Origin of the sequence: Paracoccus actinidiae (assembly GCF_030863885.1) — a bacterium.
GTDB lineage: Bacteria > Pseudomonadota > Alphaproteobacteria > Rhodobacterales > Rhodobacteraceae > Paracoccus > Paracoccus everestensis.
Map to the genome: position 1 here is coordinate 3,088,217 of NZ_CP132956.1, position 24,000 is coordinate 3,112,216.

At 64.2% G+C, this 24,000-nt stretch carries 23 protein-coding genes, 5 pseudogenes and 1 riboswitch; of the genes and pseudogenes, 13 read left to right on the forward strand and 15 right to left on the reverse strand.

What is annotated here, in order from left to right:
* The first annotated feature begins 65 nt into the window (after positions 1-65).
* The 4 genes from adh to argC all read left to right on the forward strand — a co-directional run bounded on the left by adh (position 66) and on the right by argC (position 4,065).
* Positions 66-1,592, forward strand: coding sequence for an aldehyde dehydrogenase (gene adh, locus Q5701_RS15390; protein WP_234854289.1), 1,527 nt, complete (start codon positions 66-68; stop codon positions 1,590-1,592).
* A gap of 110 nt (positions 1,593-1,702) precedes the next feature.
* Complete coding sequence (locus Q5701_RS15395) at positions 1,703-2,761, forward strand: DNA topoisomerase IB (protein ID WP_306751875.1); 1,059 nt, start codon at positions 1,703-1,705, stop codon at positions 2,759-2,761.
* Positions 2,758-3,087, forward strand: a complete 330-nt coding sequence (locus Q5701_RS15400) for a DUF779 domain-containing protein (RefSeq protein WP_306751877.1) — start codon at positions 2,758-2,760, stop codon at positions 3,085-3,087. The genes Q5701_RS15395 and Q5701_RS15400 overlap by 4 nt, the downstream gene beginning before the upstream one ends.
* A 66-nt stretch (positions 3,088-3,153) precedes the next feature.
* The gene (gene argC / locus Q5701_RS15405) at positions 3,154-4,065 is read left to right on the forward strand and encodes an N-acetyl-gamma-glutamyl-phosphate reductase (RefSeq protein ID WP_306751879.1); all 912 of its coding nucleotides are present in this window, start codon (positions 3,154-3,156) and stop codon (positions 4,063-4,065) included.
* A 39-nt stretch (positions 4,066-4,104) separates the two neighbouring features.
* On the opposite strand, the gene gcvP is transcribed toward argC, so the two are convergent.
* From gcvP to gcvT, 3 genes are all read right to left on the reverse strand, one after another.
* A complete protein-coding gene (gene gcvP / locus Q5701_RS15410; protein ID WP_306751880.1) occupies positions 4,105-6,942 on the reverse strand; it encodes an aminomethyl-transferring glycine dehydrogenase in 2,838 nt (945 codons plus the stop codon).
* 81 nt (positions 6,943-7,023) lie between these two features.
* Entirely contained in the window at positions 7,024-7,383 is a 360-nt protein-coding gene (gcvH, locus tag Q5701_RS15415; protein ID WP_373568558.1) for a glycine cleavage system protein GcvH, read from the reverse strand.
* Between the two features lie 9 nt (positions 7,384-7,392).
* Positions 7,393-8,517: a glycine cleavage system aminomethyltransferase GcvT gene (gcvT, locus tag Q5701_RS15420; RefSeq protein WP_306751881.1), complete on the reverse strand. Its 1,125-nt coding sequence runs from the start codon at positions 8,515-8,517 to the stop codon at positions 7,393-7,395.
* A gap of 145 nt (positions 8,518-8,662) precedes the next feature.
* Positions 8,663-8,751: riboswitch (glycine riboswitch) on the reverse strand.
* Between the two features lie 122 nt (positions 8,752-8,873).
* Here gcvT and Q5701_RS15425 point away from each other — a divergent pair.
* On the forward strand, positions 8,874-10,556 hold the full coding sequence (locus Q5701_RS15425) for a glycosyl transferase family 90 (RefSeq protein WP_306751882.1): 1,683 nt from the start codon (positions 8,874-8,876) through the stop codon (positions 10,554-10,556).
* Here Q5701_RS15425 and Q5701_RS15430 read toward each other — a convergent pair.
* The 10 genes and pseudogenes from Q5701_RS15430 to Q5701_RS15475 form a co-directional block, all read right to left on the reverse strand.
* Positions 10,553-11,332, reverse strand: coding sequence for an SDR family oxidoreductase (locus Q5701_RS15430; protein ID WP_306751884.1), 780 nt, complete (start codon positions 11,330-11,332; stop codon positions 10,553-10,555). The genes Q5701_RS15425 and Q5701_RS15430 overlap by 4 nt on opposite strands.
* A gap of 53 nt (positions 11,333-11,385) precedes the next feature.
* The gene (gene rpe, locus Q5701_RS15435) at positions 11,386-12,084 is read right to left on the reverse strand and encodes a ribulose-phosphate 3-epimerase (protein WP_306751886.1); all 699 of its coding nucleotides are present in this window, start codon (positions 12,082-12,084) and stop codon (positions 11,386-11,388) included.
* Positions 12,081-12,736, reverse strand: a pseudogene (locus Q5701_RS22900) (P-loop NTPase family protein). Before Q5701_RS22900 ends, rpe begins: the two are co-directional and overlap by 4 nt.
* Positions 12,737-12,790: 54 nt before the next feature.
* A pseudogene (locus tag Q5701_RS15445) lies at positions 12,791-13,206 on the reverse strand (ribulose bisphosphate carboxylase small subunit).
* An 87-nt stretch (positions 13,207-13,293) separates the two neighbouring features.
* Positions 13,294-13,755 (reverse strand): annotated as a pseudogene (locus Q5701_RS15450) (RuBisCO large subunit C-terminal-like domain-containing protein); the annotation flags it as partial.
* 201 nt (positions 13,756-13,956) lie between these two features.
* Positions 13,957-14,224 (reverse strand): annotated as a pseudogene (locus Q5701_RS15455) (class II fructose-bisphosphate aldolase); the annotation flags it as partial.
* A gap of 65 nt (positions 14,225-14,289) precedes the next feature.
* A pseudogene (locus tag Q5701_RS23100) lies at positions 14,290-15,694 on the reverse strand (thiamine pyrophosphate-binding protein); the annotation flags it as partial.
* A gap of 9 nt (positions 15,695-15,703) precedes the next feature.
* Positions 15,704-16,576: a phosphoribulokinase gene (locus Q5701_RS15465; RefSeq protein ID WP_306751887.1), complete on the reverse strand. Its 873-nt coding sequence runs from the start codon at positions 16,574-16,576 to the stop codon at positions 15,704-15,706.
* Between the two features lie 9 nt (positions 16,577-16,585).
* On the reverse strand, positions 16,586-16,789 hold the full coding sequence (locus Q5701_RS15470; protein WP_306755429.1) for a hypothetical protein: 204 nt from the start codon (positions 16,787-16,789) through the stop codon (positions 16,586-16,588).
* Between the two features lie 82 nt (positions 16,790-16,871).
* Complete coding sequence (locus Q5701_RS15475) at positions 16,872-17,246, reverse strand: FIG domain-containing protein (RefSeq protein WP_306751889.1); 375 nt, start codon at positions 17,244-17,246, stop codon at positions 16,872-16,874.
* A gap of 4 nt (positions 17,247-17,250) precedes the next feature.
* On the opposite strand from Q5701_RS15475, the gene Q5701_RS15480 reads away from it, so the two are divergent.
* Positions 17,251-17,451, forward strand: coding sequence for a hypothetical protein (locus Q5701_RS15480; RefSeq protein ID WP_306751890.1), 201 nt, complete (start codon positions 17,251-17,253; stop codon positions 17,449-17,451).
* Positions 17,435-18,361 (forward strand): LysR family regulator CbbR, encoded by a 927-nt coding sequence (gene cbbR, locus Q5701_RS15485; RefSeq protein WP_306751891.1) that lies wholly within the window; start codon positions 17,435-17,437, stop codon positions 18,359-18,361. The genes Q5701_RS15480 and cbbR overlap by 17 nt, the downstream gene beginning before the upstream one ends.
* On the opposite strand, the gene Q5701_RS15490 is transcribed toward cbbR, so the two are convergent.
* Together Q5701_RS15490 and fliK are read right to left on the reverse strand one after the other, a co-directional pair.
* A complete protein-coding gene (locus Q5701_RS15490; RefSeq protein ID WP_306751892.1) occupies positions 18,358-19,020 on the reverse strand; it encodes a flagellar hook capping FlgD N-terminal domain-containing protein in 663 nt (220 codons plus the stop codon). The two genes, cbbR and Q5701_RS15490, sit on opposite strands and share 4 nt — an antisense overlap.
* Before the next feature lie 12 nt (positions 19,021-19,032).
* The gene (fliK, locus tag Q5701_RS15495) at positions 19,033-19,866 is read right to left on the reverse strand and encodes a flagellar hook-length control protein FliK (RefSeq protein WP_306751894.1); all 834 of its coding nucleotides are present in this window, start codon (positions 19,864-19,866) and stop codon (positions 19,033-19,035) included.
* Between the two features lie 139 nt (positions 19,867-20,005).
* On the opposite strand from fliK, the gene Q5701_RS15500 reads away from it, so the two are divergent.
* From Q5701_RS15500 to Q5701_RS15525, 6 genes are all read left to right on the forward strand, one after another.
* Positions 20,006-20,239 (forward strand): hypothetical protein, encoded by a 234-nt coding sequence (locus Q5701_RS15500; protein WP_306751896.1) that lies wholly within the window; start codon positions 20,006-20,008, stop codon positions 20,237-20,239.
* Complete coding sequence (locus Q5701_RS15505) at positions 20,236-20,553, forward strand: hypothetical protein (RefSeq protein ID WP_306751898.1); 318 nt, start codon at positions 20,236-20,238, stop codon at positions 20,551-20,553. The genes Q5701_RS15500 and Q5701_RS15505 overlap by 4 nt, the downstream gene beginning before the upstream one ends.
* A 172-nt stretch (positions 20,554-20,725) precedes the next feature.
* A complete protein-coding gene (locus Q5701_RS15510) occupies positions 20,726-21,919 on the forward strand; it encodes a flagellin N-terminal helical domain-containing protein (RefSeq protein ID WP_306751899.1) in 1,194 nt (397 codons plus the stop codon).
* 72 nt (positions 21,920-21,991) lie between these two features.
* Entirely contained in the window at positions 21,992-22,357 is a 366-nt protein-coding gene (gene flaF / locus Q5701_RS15515) for a flagellar biosynthesis regulator FlaF (protein ID WP_306751901.1), read from the forward strand.
* Complete coding sequence (gene flbT / locus Q5701_RS15520; protein ID WP_306751902.1) at positions 22,354-22,758, forward strand: flagellar biosynthesis repressor FlbT; 405 nt, start codon at positions 22,354-22,356, stop codon at positions 22,756-22,758. Before flaF ends, flbT begins: the two co-directional genes overlap by 4 nt.
* Before the next feature lie 7 nt (positions 22,759-22,765).
* Positions 22,766-23,536 carry a DUF1217 domain-containing protein gene (locus Q5701_RS15525; RefSeq protein ID WP_306751904.1) on the forward strand — a complete coding sequence of 257 codons (771 nt, stop codon included), beginning with the start codon at positions 22,766-22,768 and terminating at the stop codon, positions 23,534-23,536.
* Positions 23,537-24,000: the final 464 nt, after the last annotated feature.

The following is a 24,000-nucleotide window of genomic DNA, read 5'->3' on the forward strand; positions in this document are numbered from 1 at the left end:
GCCACGCCAAGCTGTCACCCATACCCGGAGAGGGAGACTTCGGGCAAAATCCAGAGGAGGAAGATATGCCAAACGACCAGACGCACGAGTTCAAGGGCGTGGGCGTGATGCCTTTTGCCAAGCGATATGACAACTTCATCGGCGGGCAGTGGACGGCGCCGAAATCGGGCCGCTATTTCACCAACACCACGCCCATCACCGGGGCCGAAATCGGCGAGATCGCCCGGTCGGGCGCCGAGGATATCGAAGCTGCGCTTGATGCAGCCCATGCCGCCAAGGACAAGTGGGGCCAGACCTCGGCCGCCGAACGGTCGCTGGTTCTGCTGCGCATCGCCGACCGGATGGAACAGAACCTGGAACTGCTGGCGACGGCGGAAACCTGGGACAACGGCAAGCCCATCCGCGAGACGATGGCCGCCGACCTGCCGCTGGCCGTTGATCACTTCCGTTACTTTGCCGGTGTCCTGCGCGCGCAGGAAGGCGGCATTTCGGAAATCGACAACGACACCATCGCCTATCACTTCCATGAACCGCTGGGCGTGGTGGGCCAGATCATCCCGTGGAACTTCCCGCTGCTGATGGCGGTGTGGAAGCTGGCGCCCGCGCTTGCCGCAGGCAACTGCGTTGTGCTGAAGCCTGCCGAACAGACGCCTGCCAGCATCATGGTCTTCATGGACCTGATCGCCGACCTGCTGCCGCCGGGCGTGCTGAACGTCGTCAACGGCTTCGGGCTGGAAGCCGGCAAGCCGCTGGCGTCGAACCCGCGCATCTCCAAGATCGCCTTTACCGGGGAAACCACCACCGGGCGGCTAATCATGCAGTATGCGTCCGAGAACCTGATCCCGGTCACGCTGGAACTGGGCGGCAAGTCCCCCAACATCTTCTTCGAGGATGTGCTGCGCCAGGACGACGATTTCTTCGACAAGGCCTTGGAAGGCTTTGCGATGTTCGCGCTGAACCAGGGCGAGGTCTGCACCTGCCCGTCGCGCGTGCTGATCCAGGAATCGATCTATGACCGCTTCATGGAACGCGCCCTGAAACGCGTCGAGGCGATCAAGCAGGGCGACCCGCGCGACGCAGCCACCATGATCGGCGCACAGGCATCGTCCGAGCAAAAGGAAAAGATCCTCTCCTACTTCGACATTGGCCGCAAGGAAGGTGCCGAGGTGCTGATCGGCGGCGAGGCGGCCGATCATGGCGGGGAACTGTCCAGCGGCTATTACATCAAGCCGACCGTGTTCCGCGGCAACAACAAGATGCGCATCTTCCAGGAGGAGATCTTCGGACCTGTCGTGTCCGTGACCACCTTCAAGGACCAGGACGAGGCGCTGTCGATCGCCAACGACACGCTCTACGGTCTGGGCGCGGGCATCTGGTCGCGCGATGCGAACACCTGCTATCGCTTTGGCCGCGCGATCAAGGCAGGGCGTGTCTGGACCAACTGCTATCACGCCTATCCGGCCCATGCGGCCTTTGGCGGCTACAAGCAGTCGGGCATCGGGCGCGAGAACCACAAGATGATGCTGGATCACTATCAGCAGACCAAGAACATGCTGGTCAGCTACTCGCCCAAGAAACTGGGCTTCTTCTGATCCCGTGAAACGGGGGGCGGGCCGTGCAAGGCCCGCCCCTCGATCCTTGCGCAACCAACCGCGCCCCTTGGCGTTGATGCGACAGCCTTTCCGCATTCGGATCCGCAGCCATGCCCAAGGATGCCATCATTTCCGACCCGCAGGACGCCGCCCGAGAGGCCGGGCTTGTCTACGTCAATGACGATATGCCGGGCATCACGCGAATCCGCGCGGGCAAGGGCTTCAGCTATCGCGGCCCTGACGGCAAGGCGATCACCGACAAGGCGGAACGCAAGCGGCTGGCATCGCTAGCGATTCCCCCCGCCTATACCGAGGTCTGGATCTGCCCCGATCCGCGCGGCCATATCCAGGCCACGGGACGCGATGACAAGGGGCGCAAGCAATACCGCTATCACCCCGATTTCCGCGCGGTGCGCGACAGCGCCAAATACGACCACATGCTGGAATTCGCCCATGCCCTGCCGCAGATTCGCGAACGCGTGGATGCAGATATGTGCCGGCGTGGGATGCCCGCCGAAAAAGTGCTGGCGACGGTCGTCCACCTTCTGGAAAACACCATGATCCGGGTAGGAAACGCCGATTACGCCAAGCAGAACAAGTCGCATGGCCTGACCACGCTGCGCGACCGCCATGTCAGGATCGACGGCAACCAACTGCGTTTCCGCTTCAAGGGAAAGTCGGGCAAGGAATGGGATCTGGGGCTGAAGGACCGCCGCGTGGCCCGCATCGTGCGCGCCGCCCAGGACATTCCCGGCCAGCACCTGTTCCAGTACCTGGACGAGAACGGCGAACGGCAAAAGATCACCTCGACCGAGGTGAACGCCTATCTGCGCGATGTTTCGGGCCAGAACGTCACCGCCAAGGATTTCCGCACCTGGACCGGCACCGTCCTGGCCGCCCTGGCCCTGGCGGAATTCGAGGCTTGCGACAGCCAGGCCGCAGCCAAGCGCAACATCCGCGAGGCGATCGAGCGGGTCTCGGCACGCCTTGGCAACACGCCGACGATCTGCCGCAAATGCTATGTCCATCCCCAGGTGATCGATTCCTATCTGGCGGACGAGTTGAAGCTGGAATTGCAGGACGAAATCACCGACGATCTGCAGCAATCCGGCCTGCGCCCCGAAGAACAGCAGGTGCTGGAGTTCCTGAAGAAAAGGCTGAAGACATGAGCACGGTTACGGCCACCCCTGCCGCCCTTAACCTGATCGCCGAAATCACCGCCGATCACGGCCCGGTCCTGTTCCACCAGTCGGGCGGCTGTTGCGACGGATCCTCGCCCATGTGCTATCCCCAGGGCGATTTCCGCGTCGGCGAACGCGACGTGAAGCTGGGAGAGATCGGCGGCGCCCCCTTTTACATCAGCGCCTCCCAGGCCGAGGCCTGGGCGCATACGGATCTGGTCATCGACGTGGTGCCGGGGCGCGGGGGGATGTTCAGCCTGGACAACGGGCGGGAGAAACGCTTTCTCACCCGGTCGGAAATCTGCCGGATCTGATCGGGGGCTGATTGGCAGGACGCCGGCCGTCCCCTATAACGCCCCCACATCATCGGGGGTCATTTCATGGCATACAGCGTTTTCATAGACGGCGAGGCAGGCACCACGGGGCTGCAAATCCGCGAACGGCTGGAAACGCGCGACGACATCCGCCTGATCGCCATCGACCCCAACCGCCGCAAGGATGCGGGCGCCCGGCGCGAGGCCTTTGAACAGGCCGACGTGGCGATCCTGTGCCTGCCGGATGATGCTGCGCGGCAGGCGGTCGAGCTGGCCCGGGATCTGGACACGCGGATCATCGACGCATCCACCGCGCACAGGGTGGACAAAGGCTGGGCTTTCGGGTTTCCCGAACTGAACGCAGCGGCGCGCGACCGGATCGCGGGGGCGCGGCTGGTCAGCAACCCGGGCTGCTATTCGACCGGTGCCATCGCCATTCTTGCCCCCCTGGTCGCGGCTGGCCTGATCGCGCCGGACGAGGCGCTGTCGATCAATGCCGTCAGCGGCTATACCGGCGGCGGCAAGGCGCTGATCGCCGAATACGACGATGGCACGGCACTTGCCCATTTCGTCTATGGCCTGAACCAGCGTCACAAGCACATTCCCGAAATCATGGTCCATGCGGGCCTGTCGCGCCAGCCGATCTTTGCGCCGGCGGTGGGCAACTTCGCGCAGGGCATGGCGGTGCAGGTGCCGGTGTTCTTGAACGACCGCCGCACGCTGGACAGCCTGACGCAGGCCCTGGCGGATCATTATGCCGGGCAGCGCTTCATCGAAGTGGCCGGGGACGCGGGTTCGCGCATCGTGCCGACCGACCTGAACAACACCAACCGCCTGCGCATCACCGTGCAGGGCGACGCCCAGAACGGCTGCGCGACGGTGGTCGCAGTGCTGGATAACCTGGGCAAGGGGGCGTCGGGCGCGGCGGTCCAGAACCTTAACATCATGCTGGGCGTGGATGAGGGCATCAGCCTTTAAGGTGCAAGGCGGCACCGGCTTGCGCCGGTGCCCGCCATCTTATTCCGCCGCCTCGGCATAGCTTTCCAGCGGCGGGCAGGTGCAGATCAGGTTGCGGTCACCATAGGCGTTGTCCACCCGGCCCACCGGCGGCCAATACTTGTCCACCCGGAAGGCACCGGCCGGAAAGCAGCCCTGTTCGCGCGAATAAGCGCGGTCCCAATCGGCCACCAGATCCTCGACCGTGTGCGGCGCATGGCGCAGCGGGCTTTGGTCCGCGGCGATCCGTCCCTCGGCCACCTCGGTGATCTCGTCCCGAATGGCCAGCAGCGCGGTGATGAAGCGGTCGATCTCGGCCTTGGTCTCGGATTCGGTCGGTTCCACCATCAGCGTGCCTGCCACGGGCCAGCTCATGGTCGGCGCATGGAAGCCGTTGTCGATCAGGCGCTTGGCGATGTCGTCCACCGTTACGCCGTGTTCGGCAAAGGGCCGTGTGTCGATGATGCATTCATGCGCCACCCGCCCCCGGTTGCCCATGAACAGGATCGGATAGGCACCGGCCAGACGCGACGCGATATAGTTCGCGTTCAGGATCGCCACGCGTGTCGCCTGCGTCAGCCCCGCTCCGCCCATCATCAGGCAGTAAGCCCATGAGATCAGCAGGATGGACGCGCTGCCATAAGGCGCGGCCGATACCGCACCGCTGTCATCCTCGCGCGGATCGCCCGGCAGGAAGGGCGCCAGATGCGCCTTGACGCCGATCGGACCCATGCCGGGACCGCCGCCGCCATGCGGGATGGCAAAGGTCTTGTGCAGGTTCAGGTGGCTGACATCGCCGCCGATCTCGCCCGGCTTCACCAGTCCGACAAGCGCGTTCATGTTGGCCCCGTCGATATAGACTTGGCCGCCATGTTTGTGGGTGATGTCGCAAACCTCGCGCACGGTGTCCTCGAAGACGCCGTGGGTCGAGGGATAGGTGATCATTACCGCCGCCAGCTTGTCGCCCGCCTTGGCGGCCTTGTCCGCAAAATCCTCGAGGTCGATGTCGCCGTTGGGCGCCGACTTCACCACAACGACCTTCATCCCGCACATCTGGGCCGAGGCCGGGTTCGTGCCGTGGGCGCTGACCGGGATCAGGCAGATGTCCCGATCCTCGCCGCGCGACTTGTGATAGGCGGCGATGGTCAGCAGCCCCGCATATTCCCCCTGCGCGCCGCTGTTGGGCTGCATGGAGAAGGCGTCGTATCCGGTGATCTGGCACAGCTTCTCGGTCAGGTCGCCAATGGCCTCAGCGTAACCTGCGGCCTGGTCAACGGGGGCAAAGGGATGCAGCGCGCCGAATTCGGGCCAAGTGATCGGCATCATCTCGGCTGCGGCGTTCAGCTTCATGGTGCAGCTGCCCAGCGGGATCATCGCCCGGTCCAGCGCCAGGTCGCGGTCCGACAGCCGGCGCATATACCGCATCATCTCGGATTCCGCCCGGTTCATGTGGAAGACCGGATGGGTCAGATAGTCGCTGTCGCGCAGCAGATCCTCGGGGATGGCAGGCTCGGTCGCGGCCTCCGCCGCATCGGTGATGCCAAAGGCATCCAGCAGCCGCAGGATCACCCCGGCATCCGTCGTCTCATCGACGCTGACCCCCACACGGTCGCGGCCCACCTTGCGCAGGTTGATGCCGCGATGGCGGGCGGCAGCCATGATGCCCTGCTGGCCCACGCCCACCTTGACGGTGATGGTGTCAAAGAATGCATCCGGCGCGACCTCGGCCCCGGCGGCACGCAGGGAATTGGCGATGGTGACCGCGTGGAGATGCACCCGCTGGGCAATGGCGCGCAGCCCTTCGGGACCGTGGAACACGGCATAAAAGGACGCCATGACCGCCAGCAGCGCCTGCGCGGTGCAGACGTTGGAGGTCGCCTTCTCGCGCCGGATATGCTGTTCGCGTGTCTGCAGCGACAGGCGATAGGCCTGGTTGCCCTTGGCGTCGATGGAAACGCCGACGATGCGGCCGGGCATGGCGCGCTTCAGCTGGTCCTTGCAGGACATGAAACCCGCGTGCGGGCCACCATATCCCATCGGCACGCCGAAACGCTGCGCCGATCCAACGGCGATGTCGGCGCCCATCGCGCCCGGCTCCTTCAGCAGACACAGGGCCGGCAGGTCGGTCGCCACGACCGCAAGCGCGCCCGCCGCGTGCAGGGCCTCGATCTCGGGCGTCAGGTCGCGGATATGGCCATAGGTGCCCGGATATTGGAAGATCGCGCCGAAGACCTCATCCGCCTTCAGATCGTCGATGGAGGCCTTGATGATGCGGATGCCAAGGGGGGCGGCCCGCGTCTCGATCACGGAAATCGTCTGCGGATGCAGGTCATGGGCCACGAAGAAGGCGTCGGCCCTGGACTTCGACTGACGCTGCGCCATGGCCATCGCCTCGGCCGCGGCGGTCGCTTCGTCCAGAAGGCTGGCATTGGCGACGGGCAGGCCTGTCAGGTCGGCCACCATGGTCTGGAAGTTCAGCAGCGCCTCCAGCCGGCCTTGGGCGATTTCGGGCTGATACGGGGTATAGGCCGTGTACCAGGCCGGGTTTTCAAAGATGTTGCGCTGGATCGCGGGCGGCGTGACGGTGCCGTAATAGCCTTGGCCGATCAGGCTGGTCATCACGGTGTTCTTCGCCGCGACCTGCCGCATCCGGTCCAGAAGCGCCGCCTCGGACAGCGCAGGCCAGTCGAGCGGCTGGTCCTGCCGGATCGCCGCGGGGATGGTCTGGCCGATCAGCGCATCCAGGCTGTCGGCGCCGACGGCCTTCAGCATTGCCTCCATCTCGGCGGGCGAAGGCCCGATATGGCGGCGGTTCGCGAAATCGTCGGGATTATAGTCGGTCGGTGTCCAGCGGGTCATGATCGCCTTCTTTCCAAAGCGGCTTTTGCCTTGGCTCAAATATCCTCGGGGGGTCCGGGGGGCGAAGCGCCCCCGGCGTCGTCAACCGATCAGCGCCTGATAGGCATCCTCGTCCATGAATCCCTCGATTGCAGACGGATCGGCGGGCTTGATGCGGAAGAACCAGGCGGCCGTCGCATCGTCGTTCACGCTGCCCGGCGCATCGGCCAAGGCGCTGTTCACTGCCGTGATCACACCGGCAATGGGGGCCGAGATGTCGGATGCGGCCTTGACCGACTCGATCACCACGACCTCCTCGCCCGCCTCGACCTCCCGGCCTTCCTCGGGCAACTCGATAAAGACCACATCGCCCAGCTGCTCGCTGGCATGGGCGGTGATGCCGACGACGATCTCGTCCCCTTCGGCGCGCAGCCATTCATGGTCTTGGCTATATTTCAGCATGGTGGCTCCTCAGCGTTTGTAGGATGGCGGGATGAAGGGCAGGGGGGTGATCGTGACGGGAATGCGCTTGCCGCGCAGTTCGGCATAAAGCGTCGTGCCATCCGGCAGGTTCTTGGGCAGCGGCGCCATGGCGATGGGACCGCCGACCGATGGCCCGAAGCTGCCGGAACTGACCTGACCCACCGGATCGCCGCCTTCGGGATCGGCAAAGATCGCCACCCCTTCGCGGATCGGCGCGCGGCCATCGGGTCGTAGGCCACGACGGGTCACAGGGGAACCCCCTGCAAGCTCGGCCAGCACGGACTCTGCGCCCGGGAACCCGCCCTCGCGCGCGCCACCTGTCCGGCGAATCTTGGGGATCGACCAGCCAAGGGCCGCCTGCGCGGGCGTCACGTCCGCGTCCATGTCGTGGCCGTAAAGCGGCATCCCCGCCTCAAGCCGCAGGCTGTCGCGAGCGCCAAGGCCGATGGGGGCAACTTCGGGCTGATCCAGCAGGGCTTGGGCAAAGGCCTCCAGCCGGTCTTGGGGAACCGAGATCTCAAACCCGTCTTCGCCCGTGTAACCCGACCGGGAGATCCACAAATCCTCCCCGTTCCAGGCATGGATCTGGCTGTCCATGAAGCGCATATCGGCTGCGGCGGGAACGATCCGGGACAGAACCTCGGCTGCCAGCGGACCTTGCAGGGCCAGCAGCCCGCGATCCGTGACAGGCGTCACCGTAACCCCGTCCAGGGTCTGCAGATGGGCGATGTCCTGTTCCGCGCAGCCCGCGTTGACGACCAGCAGGAAATGATCGCCCCGGTTGGCAAACATCAGGTCGTCGAGGATCCCGCCCTGGTCGTTGGTGAACAGCCCGTAACGCTGTCGCCCCTCGGCCAGGCCCATGACATCGGCGGGGATCAGGCGTTCCAGGGCCAATGCCGCCGTTGCCATGTCGCCATCGTTCGGCGTGACCAGAACCTGGCCCATGTGGCTGACATCGAACAGCCCGGCACGCGCGCGCGTATGCAGGTGTTCGGCCAGCACCCCCATCGGATACTGGACCGGCATTTCCCATCCTGCGAAGGGAACCATGCGGGCGCCAAGCCTTCCGTGAAGATCGTAAAGCCCGGTCCGGCGCGGATTGTCGGTCATGTGACCTTCCTCTCAAACAGCCGGACAGCCGGCATCGGTTGGCGGGATGTTCGCCCGATACGATGCCCCCTCTGTCCCTGCCCCGTCGGGGCGCCTGAGATCGTTATCCCTTCGGCGGGCCGGATCGGCCACTCTCCAGAGTTCTTGGCGGAAAACGGTCCTTCTGCCTGAGAGTTCGCCGGGGCGGCTGCTCCTTCGGCACTGGCGCGGGCCAGCTTCTCCCGAGTTCCGATGGCCTGAGAGCTAACCGGGCCGCGCCCGCAAGGCAAGCCTTTTGTCGTATCCCCTCGTCCCTGCCGCGATTGACAGCGCCCCGCCCCCGCAGCAGGGTCTCGCGGCATCGGACAGGGGGCGGCGTGGCGCGGAAATTCTTTCAGATCGGCTTCAACAAATGCGGCACGACCTTTATCGCGCGCCTGTTCGGGATGAACGGCTATCATGCCGTTCACTGGGCCGGAGGCGCCCTGGCCGAGGACATCGCCTGGTCAAAGCTGACGGGTGTGAAGCCCTTGCAGCCCTGGGCCGACACGGTGGCCTTCACCGACATGGAATCGGTCCGTTACCTGAATATGCCCATCGTCGAGGCATTCAAGGAGTTCCGTTTCCTTGACGAAAGCTGGCCCGGTTCGGTCTTTCTGCTGAACACCCGCCGCGTCGAGGACTGGGTGATCAGCCGATATATGCACCGGAACGGCAGCTATGCCCGCGCTTGCGCCCAGATCCGGGGCGTGGCGGTGGCGGACCTGGCCGACCTGTGGGCCGACGAATGGGATGCCCACCTGGCCGATTGCCGCGCCTATTTTGCGAACCGGGCCGAGTTCGTGGAAATCGACATCGACCACGCCACCCCCGGCGATTACCGCGACGCCCTGGCGCCTTGGTTTGACCTGTCCAATTGCCCGCCCCGTCCCGGCGCGGGGGCCAAGTCGCGGCGCCAGGCCTATCTGCCGGCCCTTGCCCGGATGCTGGAGGCGCCGGACAGGGCTGCGGATGGCGATGCCGGCAGCATCAACGCTGCCGTGGTTCGCGCGGCTTGTCCGGCGGCCCTTGTTCCTGCCCCGCATCGGCCCGGATCCCTTCATGCGGCAATTGTCGATCTGGACCGGGATGAGGTTCGTGATCGCAGCGGCGCGGCGCTGCCCCTGCGGCGCGGCCCGGACGGGTTCTTTCATGCCCATGCCGCGATGCCCCGCCTTTTGCGCATCGCCACGACTGCCAATGACATCGCGCAGGTGGCAGACAGCGGCATCTATCACATCGACATGCAGCCGGGATATGCGGGGGGCGACGGCCCGGTGCTGGCGGGCTGCCGCAGGGTAGGGGCGGCCAATGTGTTCCTGTGGCCGATGCCGTGGATCCATCGGCTTGGCAACGACGGCTATCTGGGCCGCCCCGACCGCCCCGACCCGCCCTTTGCGCAAAAGCTGGACCGGGCCGTTTTCCGCGGCGACCTCTCTGGTCATGTGATCGCGCACGACGGCCAGCCCCTGCGCCCGGTGCACGAGACCGTGGCAGACCTGCTGGCGGGCAAGGCGGGCGCAGGGGCGGAGCTGCGCGCCGCCGCACGCGTCGCACTGGCCTTGCGCCATCACGGGTCGGACCAGATCGATGCTGGCCTGACCCCGGACGCGAGGGGGGAAAAGGCCTTGGGCCTCGCGGGCCTGCCGCATCTGATTGCAAGCCGGAAGGGCGACGATGTGCTGTTGTCGTACCGCTATCTGGTCTGCCTGGGCGCGACCTCGGGGGCCGAGGATTTCCTGCCGCTGGCCAACAGCAACTCGGTCGTGCTGCTGGAAGAAGACGGCTGGGAGACCTTCGCGCGCGGGATCTTCCAGCCTTGGCAGCATTACATCCCCCTGCGCCCCGGCGCGGGCGATCTGCCGGAAAGGCTGGCGTGGGCGCGTGCCAATCCCGACGACTGCCAGCAGATGTCCGCCCGCGCCCGGGGGCTGTGCGCGGTGCTGGCCGACCCCCAGGCCCGCCGGGACCAGCTTGCGGGGATCCTGCGCGCCTATCGCGCCGCCACCGGGCAGCCCTAGACCGTGGCGTTCAGCGCGCCGCCGTCCAGCAGGATGTTCTGGCCCACGATGAACCGCGCCTGCTGACCGCACAGAAAGGCGCAGGTCGCACCGAAATCCTCGGGCGTGCCATAGGTGCCGGCGGGGATGCCCGCCTGCCGCTGGCGGCGCGCGTCCTCGATGCTGATGCCCTGCTTGTCGGATACGCCCTTGTCCAGGCTGTCGGCGCGGGCGGTCGCATGAATGCCGGGCAGGATGTTGTTCACGCAGACCCCGTGCCCCGCCACCTGGCGCGACATTCCCGCGACAAATCCGGTCAGCCCGGTCCTCGCGGTATTGGACAGCCCCAGCACCGACACGGGCGAGCGAACCGAGGCCGAGGTGATGTTGACCACCCGGCCCCAGCCCCGGTCCATCATGCCGGGCACAAGCGCCTGCATCAGCGCGATCGCCGACAGCATATTGGCGTCGATGGCGCGAATGAAGTCGTCGCGGCTCCAGTCGCGCCAATCGCCCGGCGGCGGGCCGCCCGCGTTGGTGACCAGGATATCGGCTTGTCCGACCGCGGCCAGCACCTTGGCGCGGCCTTCCTCGGTAGTGATGTCGGCGGCGACGGGGGTGACGGAAACGCCGTGCTTCCGTGCGATCTCCTCGGCCGTCCTGGTGATCTCGGATTCGGTGCGGCTGTTGATGACCAGATCGACCCCCGCCTCGGCCAGGCCTTCGGCGCAGCCGCGCCCCAGACCCTTTGACGCCGCGCAGACCAGCCCGCGCTTTCCCTTGATGCCCAGATCCATGATCGCTCCCCTGCGTTGTTCCCCGGCAGGAAAGCGCAGGGGGCGGGGGATTGTCAAACCGCTTGCGACAGTCCCCTTGCGGCCTCGCGGATCGTGCGGATGTTCTGCCCGTAAACCTGCGGCTGGCTGACCGACCCGCCCTTGAACACCGCCGATCCCGCGACCAGCACATCCGCCCCGGCCTTGGCGACAAGGGATGCGGTTTTGGGATCCACGCCGCCGTCCACCTGGATATGGATGGGCCGGTCGCCGATCATGCCGCGCAGGCGGGCGATCTTGTCCACCTGGCCGTGGATGAACTTTTGCCCCCCGAAGCCGGGGTTCACGGTCATCACCAGCACCATGTCGGCCAGATCCAGCAGGTATTCCACCGCCTCGACCGGGGTGCCGGGATTAAGCGCGATCCCGGCCTTTTTCCCTGTCGCTCGGATCGCCTGCAGGGTGCGGTGGGGATGGGGACCGGCCTCGACATGGGCGGTGATCATGTCGGCGCCCGCCTCGGCATAGGCCTCGATATAGGGGTCCACCGGGGCGATCATCAGGTGAACGTCCATGAAGGTCGTGACATGGGGACGAAACGCCTTCACGGCAGGCGGGCCGAAGGTCAGGTTCGGCACGAAATGCCCGTCCATCACATCGACATGGACCCAGTCGGCGCCCTGATCCTCGATGGCGCGAATCTCGGCCCCGAAATTGGCGAAGTCGGCGGACAGGATGGAAGGCGCGATCTTGATGCTGCGGTCGAAGGTCATGGCGGTCCCTTTCCCAATCGTTCCGCAGCGGATTGGCGGTTTGCGCCCTGCGCGTCAAGCCTGTCCACGTCCAGCCCGCCCTGAAAACGCGGATGTTGGGTTCGGCGATCAGCGACAGGCGGTCGGCGTCCATGGGCCCCTTCGCCTTGTTGAACAGGCGGTCGGCCTGACGCAGGCGGGCGCGGTCCAGCGCGTTTCGGACCGACCGGGCGCTGGCGAAATGCGGCTGGGACCGGCGGACGGTGATATACTGCTCCATCGCCGTTCGCGTCGTCGTCCAGGCGGCAGTTCTGGCTGGCCAGCATCTTTTCCGCGATATGCAGCAGTTTGCGACCGCTATGGTCGGGAAATTCGATGCGATGCGCGAGCGGCCCTTGCGGCCATAGCCCAAGCGGTGCAGCAGGCTGGCCATCTTCAGCGCCACGGTGGTCTTGCCGGTGCCGGGATTGCCGGTGAAGAACATATGCAGCATGGGCGTTTCGACAGCCAGCCCCATCTGGCGGCGGCCTTGTCCCCCAGCAGCAGGGCGGCGGTCTCGTGGATGCGGGACTTGACCGATTCAAGGCCTTGTCAGGGTCTCATCCAGTTCGCGCACGCCGCTTTACTCGAAGAATGCGGCCAGATCGACATGGGTGGGGCGGGGATCGTCCATCGGGGCACCTTTCACAAAAAGCTTGGGCGGTGGGGGGAACACCGCCGGAAGGGTTCAGGCGTATCGCGCGTCTTCGGGTTCGCGCATGGCATGGCTTTCGATGGTGTATCGGATGCTGCGGCTCTCGCCTTCCTGGCGGACCACGCAGAAGCCGGGTTCGCTGGCCCGGCGGTTCACGATGAAGTTCATGCGGACGGATTCCCAACCGGGCGATCCGTCAAAGGCGATGAGGCGGATGTACTTGCCGCCATGTTCCTTGCGGCATTCGTTGATCTGGAAGACCACGGCGGCGTCCGGGTTGTCCAACATTGGATGGCCCCACATTTCCCGATAGGTATTCCGGGGATGGGGTCGCCGGTGCATTCGACCGACACGGCCCAGCCGTTGTCGATGGCGTATCGGGCTTGGACCCGGATGTCGTCGTCCGATAGGTCGGGCAGAAAGCTGAACTGTCCTTGGCGCAGTTTCATGGGGTTTGTCCCTTGTGGCGGGGGTGGTGCGTGCAAGCACGCACCCTACAGGGGTGGGTAGGGCGCGTGTTCACACGCACTGTTGGGTCACATCGACACTTCGGCCATCTGCGCGAAATCGGGCGCATCGGTCGAGGCATAGTTGAAGGGCACATTCTTCCACACATCCAGCGCCTGCTTCAGCGGCGTGCAGGTGTGGGCCGCGTCGCGCAGGATGTCCTTGCCCTCGTTCCAGATGTCGCGGCCGGCGTTGCGGGCGAAGACCATCGCCTCCAGGGCCACGCGGTTGGCCTGGGCGCCCGCCTCGATCCCGTGGGTGGCCGATGGTGCCGCCGCCGAAGTGCAGGACCACATCCTCGCCCGGATAGGTCAGAAGCTGGTGCATCTGGCCCGCATGGATCCCGCCCGAGGCGACGGGCATCATCTTGTTGAGCGATGCCCAGTCCTGTTCGAAGAAGAGCCGTTTTCCTGGGCCATCGGATTCCGATCCTCGCGGAAGATGTCGTAATAGCCCTTGGTGGTGGCCGGATCGCCTTCCAGCTTGCCCACGAACCTTCGGCGTAGCGCTTTTGGCGTCCAGCTTGGTTGGCATCTCGTTCGTGGTGACTCCTCCTCTCCGGCGGCTTTCGCGCCGGTGATGGCCGGGTCCAAAACCCCGACGCATAGTGGTTGACCCTCTTGTCCATCGCGATGACCTTGGTCTTGGGTGCCTGCCCCGCCGTGCCGAAGCGTTCGAACCGGTCGCGGCACAGCGTGCAGCGACCCGTCCATCATCACCGATGTGAAGCCGTGGCGGATCGCCGACATGCAGGTCGCCAGGTTGTTGCCGTGGTCCTGGTGCAGGCAGATCGGGATGCCGGGGTTAGTCTCGGCCAAGGCCTCGACCATGCGGCGCAGCGTGATGTCGTCGGCATAGGACCGCGCGCCCGGCTGGCTTGCAGGATGGCCGGGCATCGACGGCGGTGGCTTTCAGGATCGCCAGACCCTGTTCCATGTTGTTGATGTTAAAGGCGGGCACGCCATAGCCATGGTCTAAAAGCTATCTCAGCGTGATCAGCGCCATCAGTTCTCTCCCGTGATAAGCTGCTTGGCCAAGGCCAGGACCGAGGGGGTGGACTGGCTGGTCAGGGCGATTTCCCAGGCCTTGGCGGTTGCCACCGCACCGGCGGGGGAACACCTGAAGGTTCGGGATGGTGCGCAAGGATGCCAGATGCTTGACCGGCTGGTAGATCGGGCCGTCCTCGCTCAAACCGATGTTGTCATGGGTTCATCATATGGACGACCGGCACCCTCATCTGTGCGCCCAGCCGGATCGCGGGCCGGAATAGTCGGCGAATGCCAGGAATGTCCCGCCATAGGTGATGAACCCGCCATGCAACGCAGTCCCGTTCATCACCGCCGCCATGCCATGTTCGCGAATACCGCAATGGACATAGCGGCCCGCATAGTCGTCCGGGCGTACAGCCTGCATTCCCTTGCTGCGGGTCAGTTTCGACCCGTTCAGATCCGCGCTTCCGCCAATGGTCCGGGGCAGGGTCGCGTTGATGACCTCCAACGCCATTTCGCTGGCCTTGCGGGTTGCGACCTTCGGGCGATCCGCAACAAGCCTTTGGTAATGATTGGCGATCAAATCCTTTTAGGCGGATAAAAGGGTCGTACGGCCAATCCCGCATCTTGCGGGCGGCGATTTCCTCGGCCTGGACGGGCGCCTTGGGCATCGTGGCCGCCCCGTACCAAACCCGATGATGGCCTTGCAGGCAATCACCAAGGGGCGGTCATCGGCCAGCGCGGTCTGAATGGCCGCGGCGACTGCCTCGCGGTCATGCCTGTCCACCGCCTGCATATGCCAGCGCCCAGCGGTAAAGCGCACCTTCTGGTCGGCGCAGGTGGACAGGTCCGTCCTGCCGTCGATGGTAATGCGGTTGTCGTCCCACGGCACGATCAGCCGACCCAGCCGCAGGTGGCCCGCCACGTCGATGGCCTCATGGCTGATCGCCTCCATCAGGCAGCCGTCGCCCGCGCTCACATAGGTCCAGCGGTCCGTCAGGTCCGGCCAGCGGGAATGGGCCATGCGTTATGCCAACGCCATGCCGAGAGCGCTGGTGATACCCTGGCCCAGGGGCCCGGTCGTAACCCCGATCCCCTTGGCAGGGCCGTATTCTGGGTAGCCCGCCGTGCGCGATCCATCTGCCGAAGGCGCGGATCTGGTCGGTGCCCATGTCGTTATGGCCCAGCAGGTGATTGACGGCATAGACCAGCATCGACCCATGCCCCGCCGACATCACGAAGCGGTCGCGATCAGGCCAGGGGGGATAAGCCGGATCCACCCGGATGAAGCGGTTGAACATGACGGTCGCCACATCGGCCATCCCCATTGGCGCGCCGGGATGGCCGATGTGGCGGCCTCGACCGCGTCCATTGGCAGGGCGCGGATCGCGTTCGCCATCCTGGCTTCCGGAACTGGATCGATGCGGGTTATCTGGCTCATCGCATGGCCTCAGGCGCGCTTGGCGTCGGCGACCAGGCGCAGGATCATCGGCGTCAGGATCAGCTGCATGGCAAGGTCGGTTTTCGGTCCCGGAATGACGATGGAATTGGCCCGCGTCATCCACGACCCGTCGATCATCTGGGTCAGATAGGGAAAATCCACGCCGCGCGGGTTGCGGAACCGGATCACCACCAGGCTTTCGTCGGCGGGGGGGATCCAGCGGGCGATGAAGGGGTTCGAAGTATCGACCACCGGTACCCGCTGGAAGTTGATGTCGGTCTGAGTGAATTGCGGGCAGATGCAATGCACATAGGCGTGCATCCGGCGCAGGATCGTGTCGGTCACCGCCTCGGTCGAATAGCCGCGGCTGGCCTTGTCGCGGTGGATCTTCTGGATCCATTCCAGGTTGATAACGGGAACCACGCCGATCTTCAGATCCGCCAGGCCCGCCAGGTTGACGCTGTCATTGGCCACCGCGCCGTGCAGCCCTTCGTAGAACAGCAGGTCCGATCCTGCCTCGAAAGGCGCCCAGGGGGTAAAGGTGCCCGGCGGCGTGCCCCAGCGTTCGGCCTCGCGGTCGTCATGGACATAATGGCGGGTTTCCCCGCTTCCCGTCTCGCCATAGATGCGGAAGATCTCCTCCAGCTTCTCCAGTTCATTGGCGTCGAAGCTGAAATGGCTGAAGGTCTGGTCGCCCGCGGCCTGGCGGCGGGCCAGTTCGTCCTTCATTGCCTGCCGGTCGAAGCGCTGGAAGGCATCGCCCTCGATGCTGACGGCGCGGATCCCTTCGCGGCGGAAGATTTGGTCGAAGGTGGACTTGACCGTGGTGGTGCCCGCCCCGGAACTGCCGGTGACGGAAATGATGGGGTGCTTCTTGCTCATGGATATACCTCAGGCCCACAACAGGCCGCGATGGCCGAACAGGGCGGACACCTCGGCGTCGGGCAGGTCGTGACAGGTAGCAAAGCGGTCCACTTTTGCGGCGGATCCAAAGACCAGCGGCGTGCGCCCGTGAAGGTCGGTGACAATGGTGTCCAGGATCGGCAGCGCGCTGTCGGTCGCGCGCCCGCCCGCCTGCTTGATGACAAAGGAAATTGCGCGCGTTCATGCAGCATCCGCACCGGTCCTTTCATAGCCTTTTCGGGCGTCCGACGGATAAAGGAAGATGCCACCCGCATCAGGATCCGATGCGGGTGGCCACCAGGGACGCGATCCACCGCCTGTTGAGGTTCTGCGCACGGGGACCGTCGATCCCGCCAGGCACCCGTCGATATAGGCGCGGATCGGGCGGCCAATGACGATAGTGCGACGCGTTGATGGCAAATTCAAAAAAGCAGCCAGGCATCGTCATGCGCGGGGCGGTCAGGTTGAAGCTGTCCGTGTCGGGGTTCAGCGTATAGATTTGCGTGCCGTCGCCAAAGCGGACCATCAGGCAGCAGCGCGGACCAAGGATGATGCATCCCCCTGCGGTCAATTCGCACGCGGGGCGCAAGAAGCTGGCGTCAGGCTGATCCTTGGCGGGACAGACCGCGAAGATCGTGCCGATGGACATATTGGTGACGATGTTCGACGACCCATCCAGCGGGTCGATGGCATCAGCGGCCGGACTTGCGGCAGCATATGAGTCGTTTCGATGCTGGGCGCGGTCATCGGCCCCTCCTCATGGCGTTCGACGAGGGCAGATTGACAGGCAGAAAATTTCAAGGAAATTTAATAATCTGGAAGATGTATTAGAATTTGATGAAAATGAAGATTGACGGGATCAGCTTGCGGCAGCTGCGCTGCCTGCGCGCGGTGGCTGACAGCGGCAGCCTGACGGGCGCCGCAAGCCTGCTGGGATTAACCACGCCTGCCATCCACAGCCAGCTGCGGGGGCTAGAGGAGTTGGCCGGTCGCCCCCTGGTAGCTCGGGCCGAGCACGGCGCCTTTCGTCCCACCCCCGAGGGGCAGGCCTTGCTTTTGGCCGAGGCGCAGATCGCCACCGCCCTGGCCCGCGCAGGGCGCGATATCCGCGCCCTGCAGCAAGGCCATGTTGGCACCGTGGTGCTGGGCGTGGTGTCCACCGGCAAATATTTCGCCCCCGGCCTGGTCGCCCGGCTTTTGCGACTTTTGCCCGATATCGAGGTGACGTTGCGCATTGGCAACCGAGACACGATCCTGGCGGCGCTTGCGGGCGATCAGCTGGATCTGGCGATCATGGGCCGCCCGCCGCGCGAACCGCCGGTGATCGCCGATCCTGTCGGACCTCATCCCCATATCATCATCGCCGCACCCGATCATCCACTGGCCACATCTGACCCGGTGATGCCCGGCGACCTGCTGGCCCAGACCTTTCTGTCACGCGAGGAAGGATCGGGTACCCGGATCCTGATGACCCGCTTTCTGGATCGCATCGGCGAAGGCGCGACATGGCGCGCGGTCGAAATGGGCACCAACGAGACGATCAAGCAGGCGGTGATCGCGGGCCTGGGGATTGCGCTGATATCCCAGCACACCGTGACCGAAGAATTGCGGTCGGGCCGCCTGATCGCGCTGCGGGGCATCGGACTGCCGATCCAGCGAAGCTGGTATCTGCTGCGCCGCGCCGATCGGCAGCCCAGTCCCGCCACCGCCCGGATCAGCGAGGAGATCCTGACGATGCGCGGCGCCTTTCTGCCGCAGCTTTAGGTTCCGCCGCGAAGGGCCTCGATCTGGGCAGCAAGGGCCGATCCGCCCCCTTCAAAGATCAACTCGATCCCTTGTGCGCCGACCTCGGCCTCGGCCACGCGGACATAGGCGCCGACCCGATCTTCGGAAATCACCTCGCCCGACTTCATGCTTTCGATGACAAAGAAATAGCGACCGTCGGCCAGCTTCTCACCGCTGTCATTGCGGCCCAGCCAGTCGATCTGGCCTTCGCCCGGCCCGATTTCCTCTCTCAGCACCTCCTTGCCCGCTTCGTTCAGCGTCACCAAGGTGACGTTGTCGGCGCGGCTGTCCGGCGCGATGTCCAATGTCAGCGGCTTGTCACCGAACCAGACGGGTTCGGTCGTCCGCACCTCTTTCCCAATCCACTCGGCCAGCTGGCCCAGGCTGCCGCCCGACTGCGTCAGCATCTGTTCCAGCAGCTTGTTGGTCTGCGCCTGCTGTTCGACCCCCGAGAAGGTCGCAAGCTGGACGGCGAAATCGCTGCCCTCCATCGGGTTCAGGGGATCCTGGTTCTGCAACTGCGTGGTCAGCATCTTGAGGAAGGTGTCGAAATTTGTCGATTGGGCGGTCGTGGAAGCGGTGGGCGGGGCGGCCGAGGCGGCGGTCGCGGTCGTCGCGCCGGTGATTGCGGAAACCAAGCGTTTTTCCTTTCAGATGCGGATGTCCAGACGCGCCGGGATCGCCATGGGCGTCCAGGCAACGGGAACAGGAACGGATTCGGTCACGTCAAAGCCCTGCCGGGCCGCTTCGGGAAACGGCTGCTGGCCACCAGCCCCGGTCCCGTTGTCGTCTTGGAACTCAAAGGACGCGTCGGCCATTCCGGCATCGCCGAAACAGTCCTGCAAGATCGCGGCATTGCGGCGCAGCTGGTCCAGGACCTCGGGCCGTTCGGCCCAGACCAGCACATGGGGGCTGTGTTCCGGCCCGGTCATGACCATGCGGATGCGGCCCAGTTCCTCGGGCGCAAGGGCAACCTCGATCCGGTCCTCGCGGGCTGTGACGATCGCTTCCGCCATCTGGCGCACCACCGACGGGACAGGAACCCGGATCAGCGGCCGGTCCGGGGACGCCGCTGCGGCGTCGCGCGACGGATGAACGGGCAGGGGGGACGGGTCGGCGGGCACAAGGTCGATCTGCGGCAGATCGGGGGTCGCCTGGACCAACAGGGCAGACGGGGGATCAAGTGGCGCGGCCTGGGCGATCCGCGGCCCCAATTCGGGCGGAGCCACCTTGATTTCGGGGATATCCGCCTCCACTCCCTCTTGCCCCTTCTCGGCCGGAGCTTGGCGAAAGGCGCCGGTAATCCCCGACAAGTCCTCGATCAGCATCTGCAACCGGTCCTGCGGGGGCTGGCCGCCAGCAACCATGCCCGCCGAAATCGCATCGGTCGGCAACTCGTCAATCGCAACCTCCTCGACGGTGAAGTCCGATGCATCCTCCTCGCCCTCGACCACAGGTTCGGCAAGAACCGAGGCTTGGATCATATTCGCGACCGGTAGAACAAAACTCTCTGACATAGGCCCGATTCCCAACCTGAGGCCTTCAGGAATAAGGATAAGTCCTTACGATTTATTTACCGTGAGACGCTAATCATGAAAAATATCCGCAATCGGGAAAATGATCATGCAGGTCAACCAAGTTTCAACGGCGTCCGCGTCCCCGCCACGGCCGCCATCCGAACAACTCGAACAACTGTTTCTGGAGGAGATGCTGAAATACTGCGGTCCGAAATCCAACACCGGCGCGTTCGGCGGCGGCATTGGCGAAGACCAGTTTTCCAGCTTCCTGATCCAGGAACAGGCCACCGCCTTGGCGGGTCGCATGGATCTGGGATTCAGCAAATGGATGGGGCAATGAAACCGAGGCACCGCGAAATCCTGCGCGGCATCGAACAAGCCATCATCTCCGGCGACGCGGCCCAGGCCCTTGCCCGGATCGAGACGCTTGCCCGCCGATTCGACCGCGACGGGCTGGATGCCGAATCAAAGGCGCAGATCGAACCGGTCCTGCACCACCTGCGCCGCCTGGCCGAGGATTCGGCGCGCGGCACCCAGCGTGCCATCGACCAGATCCGCGACATCGTCAAGAATGCGCGCAGCCTGCAAACCTATGATCAGGCAGGCCAGCGCCGCAATACGTCCACCAATGCCATGCTGGCGCAGCGGTTTTAACTAAAATCCTCTGTGTTCGGTATTTGAGGGGCAAGGGGAAATTCACTATCCATCAATCACCGGCTGCTAGGACTGTGGTCATGCCAAAAGCGGCACAGGGATAAACGCCCAGGGTCAGAAGGCCAATTGTCACAATCAAGGATGCAAAGCATCCATTATATCCGAGGATAAGATGTCCAGTATTCTGACCAACAACGGCGCCATCGTCGCCCTGCAGACTCTCAAGAACGTCAATGCCAGCCTGAATAAGGCCCAGTCCGAGATTTCGACCGGCAAAGCCATCGGGAATGCCAAAGACAATGCTGCGATCTGGGCGGTTTCGAAAATCATGGAAACTGACGTGACCAACCTCAAGGCCGTAGGCAGCGGCCTGTCCACGGCGGGGTCAACCGTCGCAACGGCCCGAGTTGCCGTGGAGTCGGTCGCCGAAGATCTCAAGACGATCAGCGACAAGATCGTCCAGTCCCAATCGGGTGTCGGCACGACGGCCCTGCAAGCCGATATCGAAGGCTTGGTGGAAAACATCAAAGCTACAATCGATGGCGCACAGTTTCAGGGCGTGAACCTGCTCAAAGGCACCGGAAACGTCAGTTATCTGTCGTCTCTTAACCGTGACGATGCTGGCAACGTCAATGCCGCCCAAATCACAGTTACGAAGAAAGATCTTGGTGCAGGCGACTATACGGCGGCAGCGGTGTTCACCGGCACGACTGGTGCCTCGACGAATGCAGACACCTTCGGCACCAGCCTGAACGCTGCTGGCACCACCACCATCGCGCTGGACGGCACTGTCGCGGCAGAGGGCGATAAGCTGTCGATCTCGATCGGGGGGAAAACAGCGAGTTATACGGTGACGGCAGAGGATGTTGCTGCCGCCTCGCCGTCGGATCTGATTGCGGTTGGCATGAAGAAGGCAATCGAAGCCTTGGGGATCGAGGGGCTGACCGTTGACTATGACAGCGCGAACGCCGGAGAACTGGTGCTGGCCAATGGTGGCGCCGAGGACCTTGCTGTTTCCGGCCAATATCGGAATGCCGGTGCTGGTGAACTCGCGGCCTTGGACAGCATCGACGTTACAACCGACACCGGTCGTGCGAATGCCTTGGGCGCGATCAAGTCTTTGATCGATACCATTACCACAAAGGGCGCCGAACTGGGGTCGGTTGAAAGCCAGATCGAAAAACAGGGCAACTTTATCAGCAAGCTGTCCGACGCGCTGACCACGGGCATCGGTTCCATGGTAGACGCCGACATGGAGGAAGCCTCCGCTCGCCTCCAAGCGCTGCAAACCCAGCAGCAACTGGGCATCCAGGCGCTTTCCATCGCCAACCAGGCACCCTCGGCAATCCTCAGCCTGTTCCGCTGATCCACTGCACCCTGATGGGGCGCCTTTGTAGCGCCCCGTTATCACTGACCCTTCAGATCAGGATGATCACCCTTGAACGCGGTCCCCTCTTATTCCCCCACCAAATACGGCAACAGCGTTGTTCGCACCGCGCGCGATGTCGAATACGATGTCTTTTCTCGCGTCACCCGCATGTTGCGCCAGGCAGATGAGGCCGGGCATGGCATTGACCGGATTGCCGCGGTGGACAAGAACAACCAGTTGTGGACAATTCTGGCCAGCGACCTCGCCAGCCCTGGCAATGCGCTGCGGGATCATGTCCGCGCAGGCCTGCTGTCGCTGGCAGGGTTTGCCCTGCGACACGGGCATCTGGCGCTGTCAGGCAAAGTTAGCCTTGCCCCGCTGATCGACATCAATATGGCCATGATGCGCGGGTTGCGCCAGGAGGCCTCGGTATGAGCGGCCTTGTTCTGAAGCTTGCGCCAAACGAACGCGTGCTGATCAACGGGGCCGTTATCGAAAACGGTGATCGTCGATCCAAGATCGCCATCCGCACGCCCAATGCGAATGTCCTGCGCCTCAAGGACGCGATCCATCCCGACCGCGCCAACACCCCTGTCGGGCGTGCCTGCTATATCGCGCAACTGATCCTGTCAGGTGACGCTGGTCTAGACGAAGGCAGGCGCCAATTGCTCTTGGCTATCGCACAGCTGGCCTTGGTGTTCGAGGACAAGGCCAGCCAGGCTTCCCTGTGCGACGCGCGGATCAGCGTCGAAGACGGTGCAGTTTATCCCGCCCTGCGGCGGCTGCGCGACCTGCTGCCCCAGGAGGATCAGCTTATTCAGGCCCGCCGCCAATGAGTGTGCCATGACCGCAGCAATCACCGTGGGGTTAAGCGGCTTGGCGGGATGGCGGGTCTTGCAGCGCATGGAGTCCCGTCAGGTCGAGGCCACGGCGAAAGACCCTGCGGTGCAACGGGCCACCGCCTATCTCCGGGAAAACCTGACGGCCACCACCACGGCTGCGGATTTAGTTAATGATTACAAGATGTTGCAGGTGGCGCTTGGTGCATTTGGCCTGGACAGCGACCTTGCCAGCAAGGCCTTCATCCGCAAGGTGTTGGAAGCGGATTTGGGGGACAGCGCATCCTTGGTCAACCGGTTGGGGGACAAGCGTTATCTGAAGCTGGCCCAAGCTTTTGACAAGCGGACAGACGCCGTCGCGACCGGTAAGGCACTGACGCAGGCCTATGTCCAACGGCAATTCGAAAAGCGCGTGGGCGAGGGGGATGAAAGCTATCGCCTAGCCCTGAACGCCCGGAACGAGGTCAAGGCCTTTGCCACCCGCACATCCAGCGACAAGACGCTGTGGTATGAAGTTCTGGGCAACGAACCTCTGCGCACCGTTTTTGCAGGGGCCTTCAGGATGCCCAGTTCAATCGCCAACCTGTCGGTCGATCGTCAGCTTGAGGAGTTCATGTCGGCCTCGGAACGGTTTCTGGGCAGCAGCAGCTTTTCCGCGATTTCGACGGACGCCACCATCGACAAGCTGACCACGCGCTATCTTGCCCTGTCACAGGTCCAAACCGCGACGACCAGCAACCGCTATGCTGCCGCATTGTCCCTGCTATCGAGATAAAGGACTGAAATGCAGGGAGCAGGTAGCTATGAGCTTGGCGACGGCCGAGTCATTGCGCACTCCTTCATCACCTATCTGTAAACCTTGGAAGCGTGTCTGTATCGGCGAGGCGACATAGGCGACTGTTTCGGGTTGCCGCGGCGTGATCCTGCGTCGAGTCGAGGTCATCGGCACGGATTTGGCAAGGCGCGCCACGAACAACCTGCTCGGCAGGCAGCACGCCTGCCCGGATGAGGCGGCGTATCCGATGGTTTGCGACGCCCAAGGCTTTGGCCCGATAATGTTCCCGTGGCGTGGTTTATGAGCGCCGACCCTCGGAAAGGTCAGGGTTTGATCAGGTCGCCACGGCGGGCAGCCTGACATTGGGATTGTCGGTGACGCGGGCGAGCGTTCCGAGCCGACGCAAACTGTCGGCGCTCAGCGTCCCAAAGGTATCATCCGATGACAGGCCCATACGATTTTGA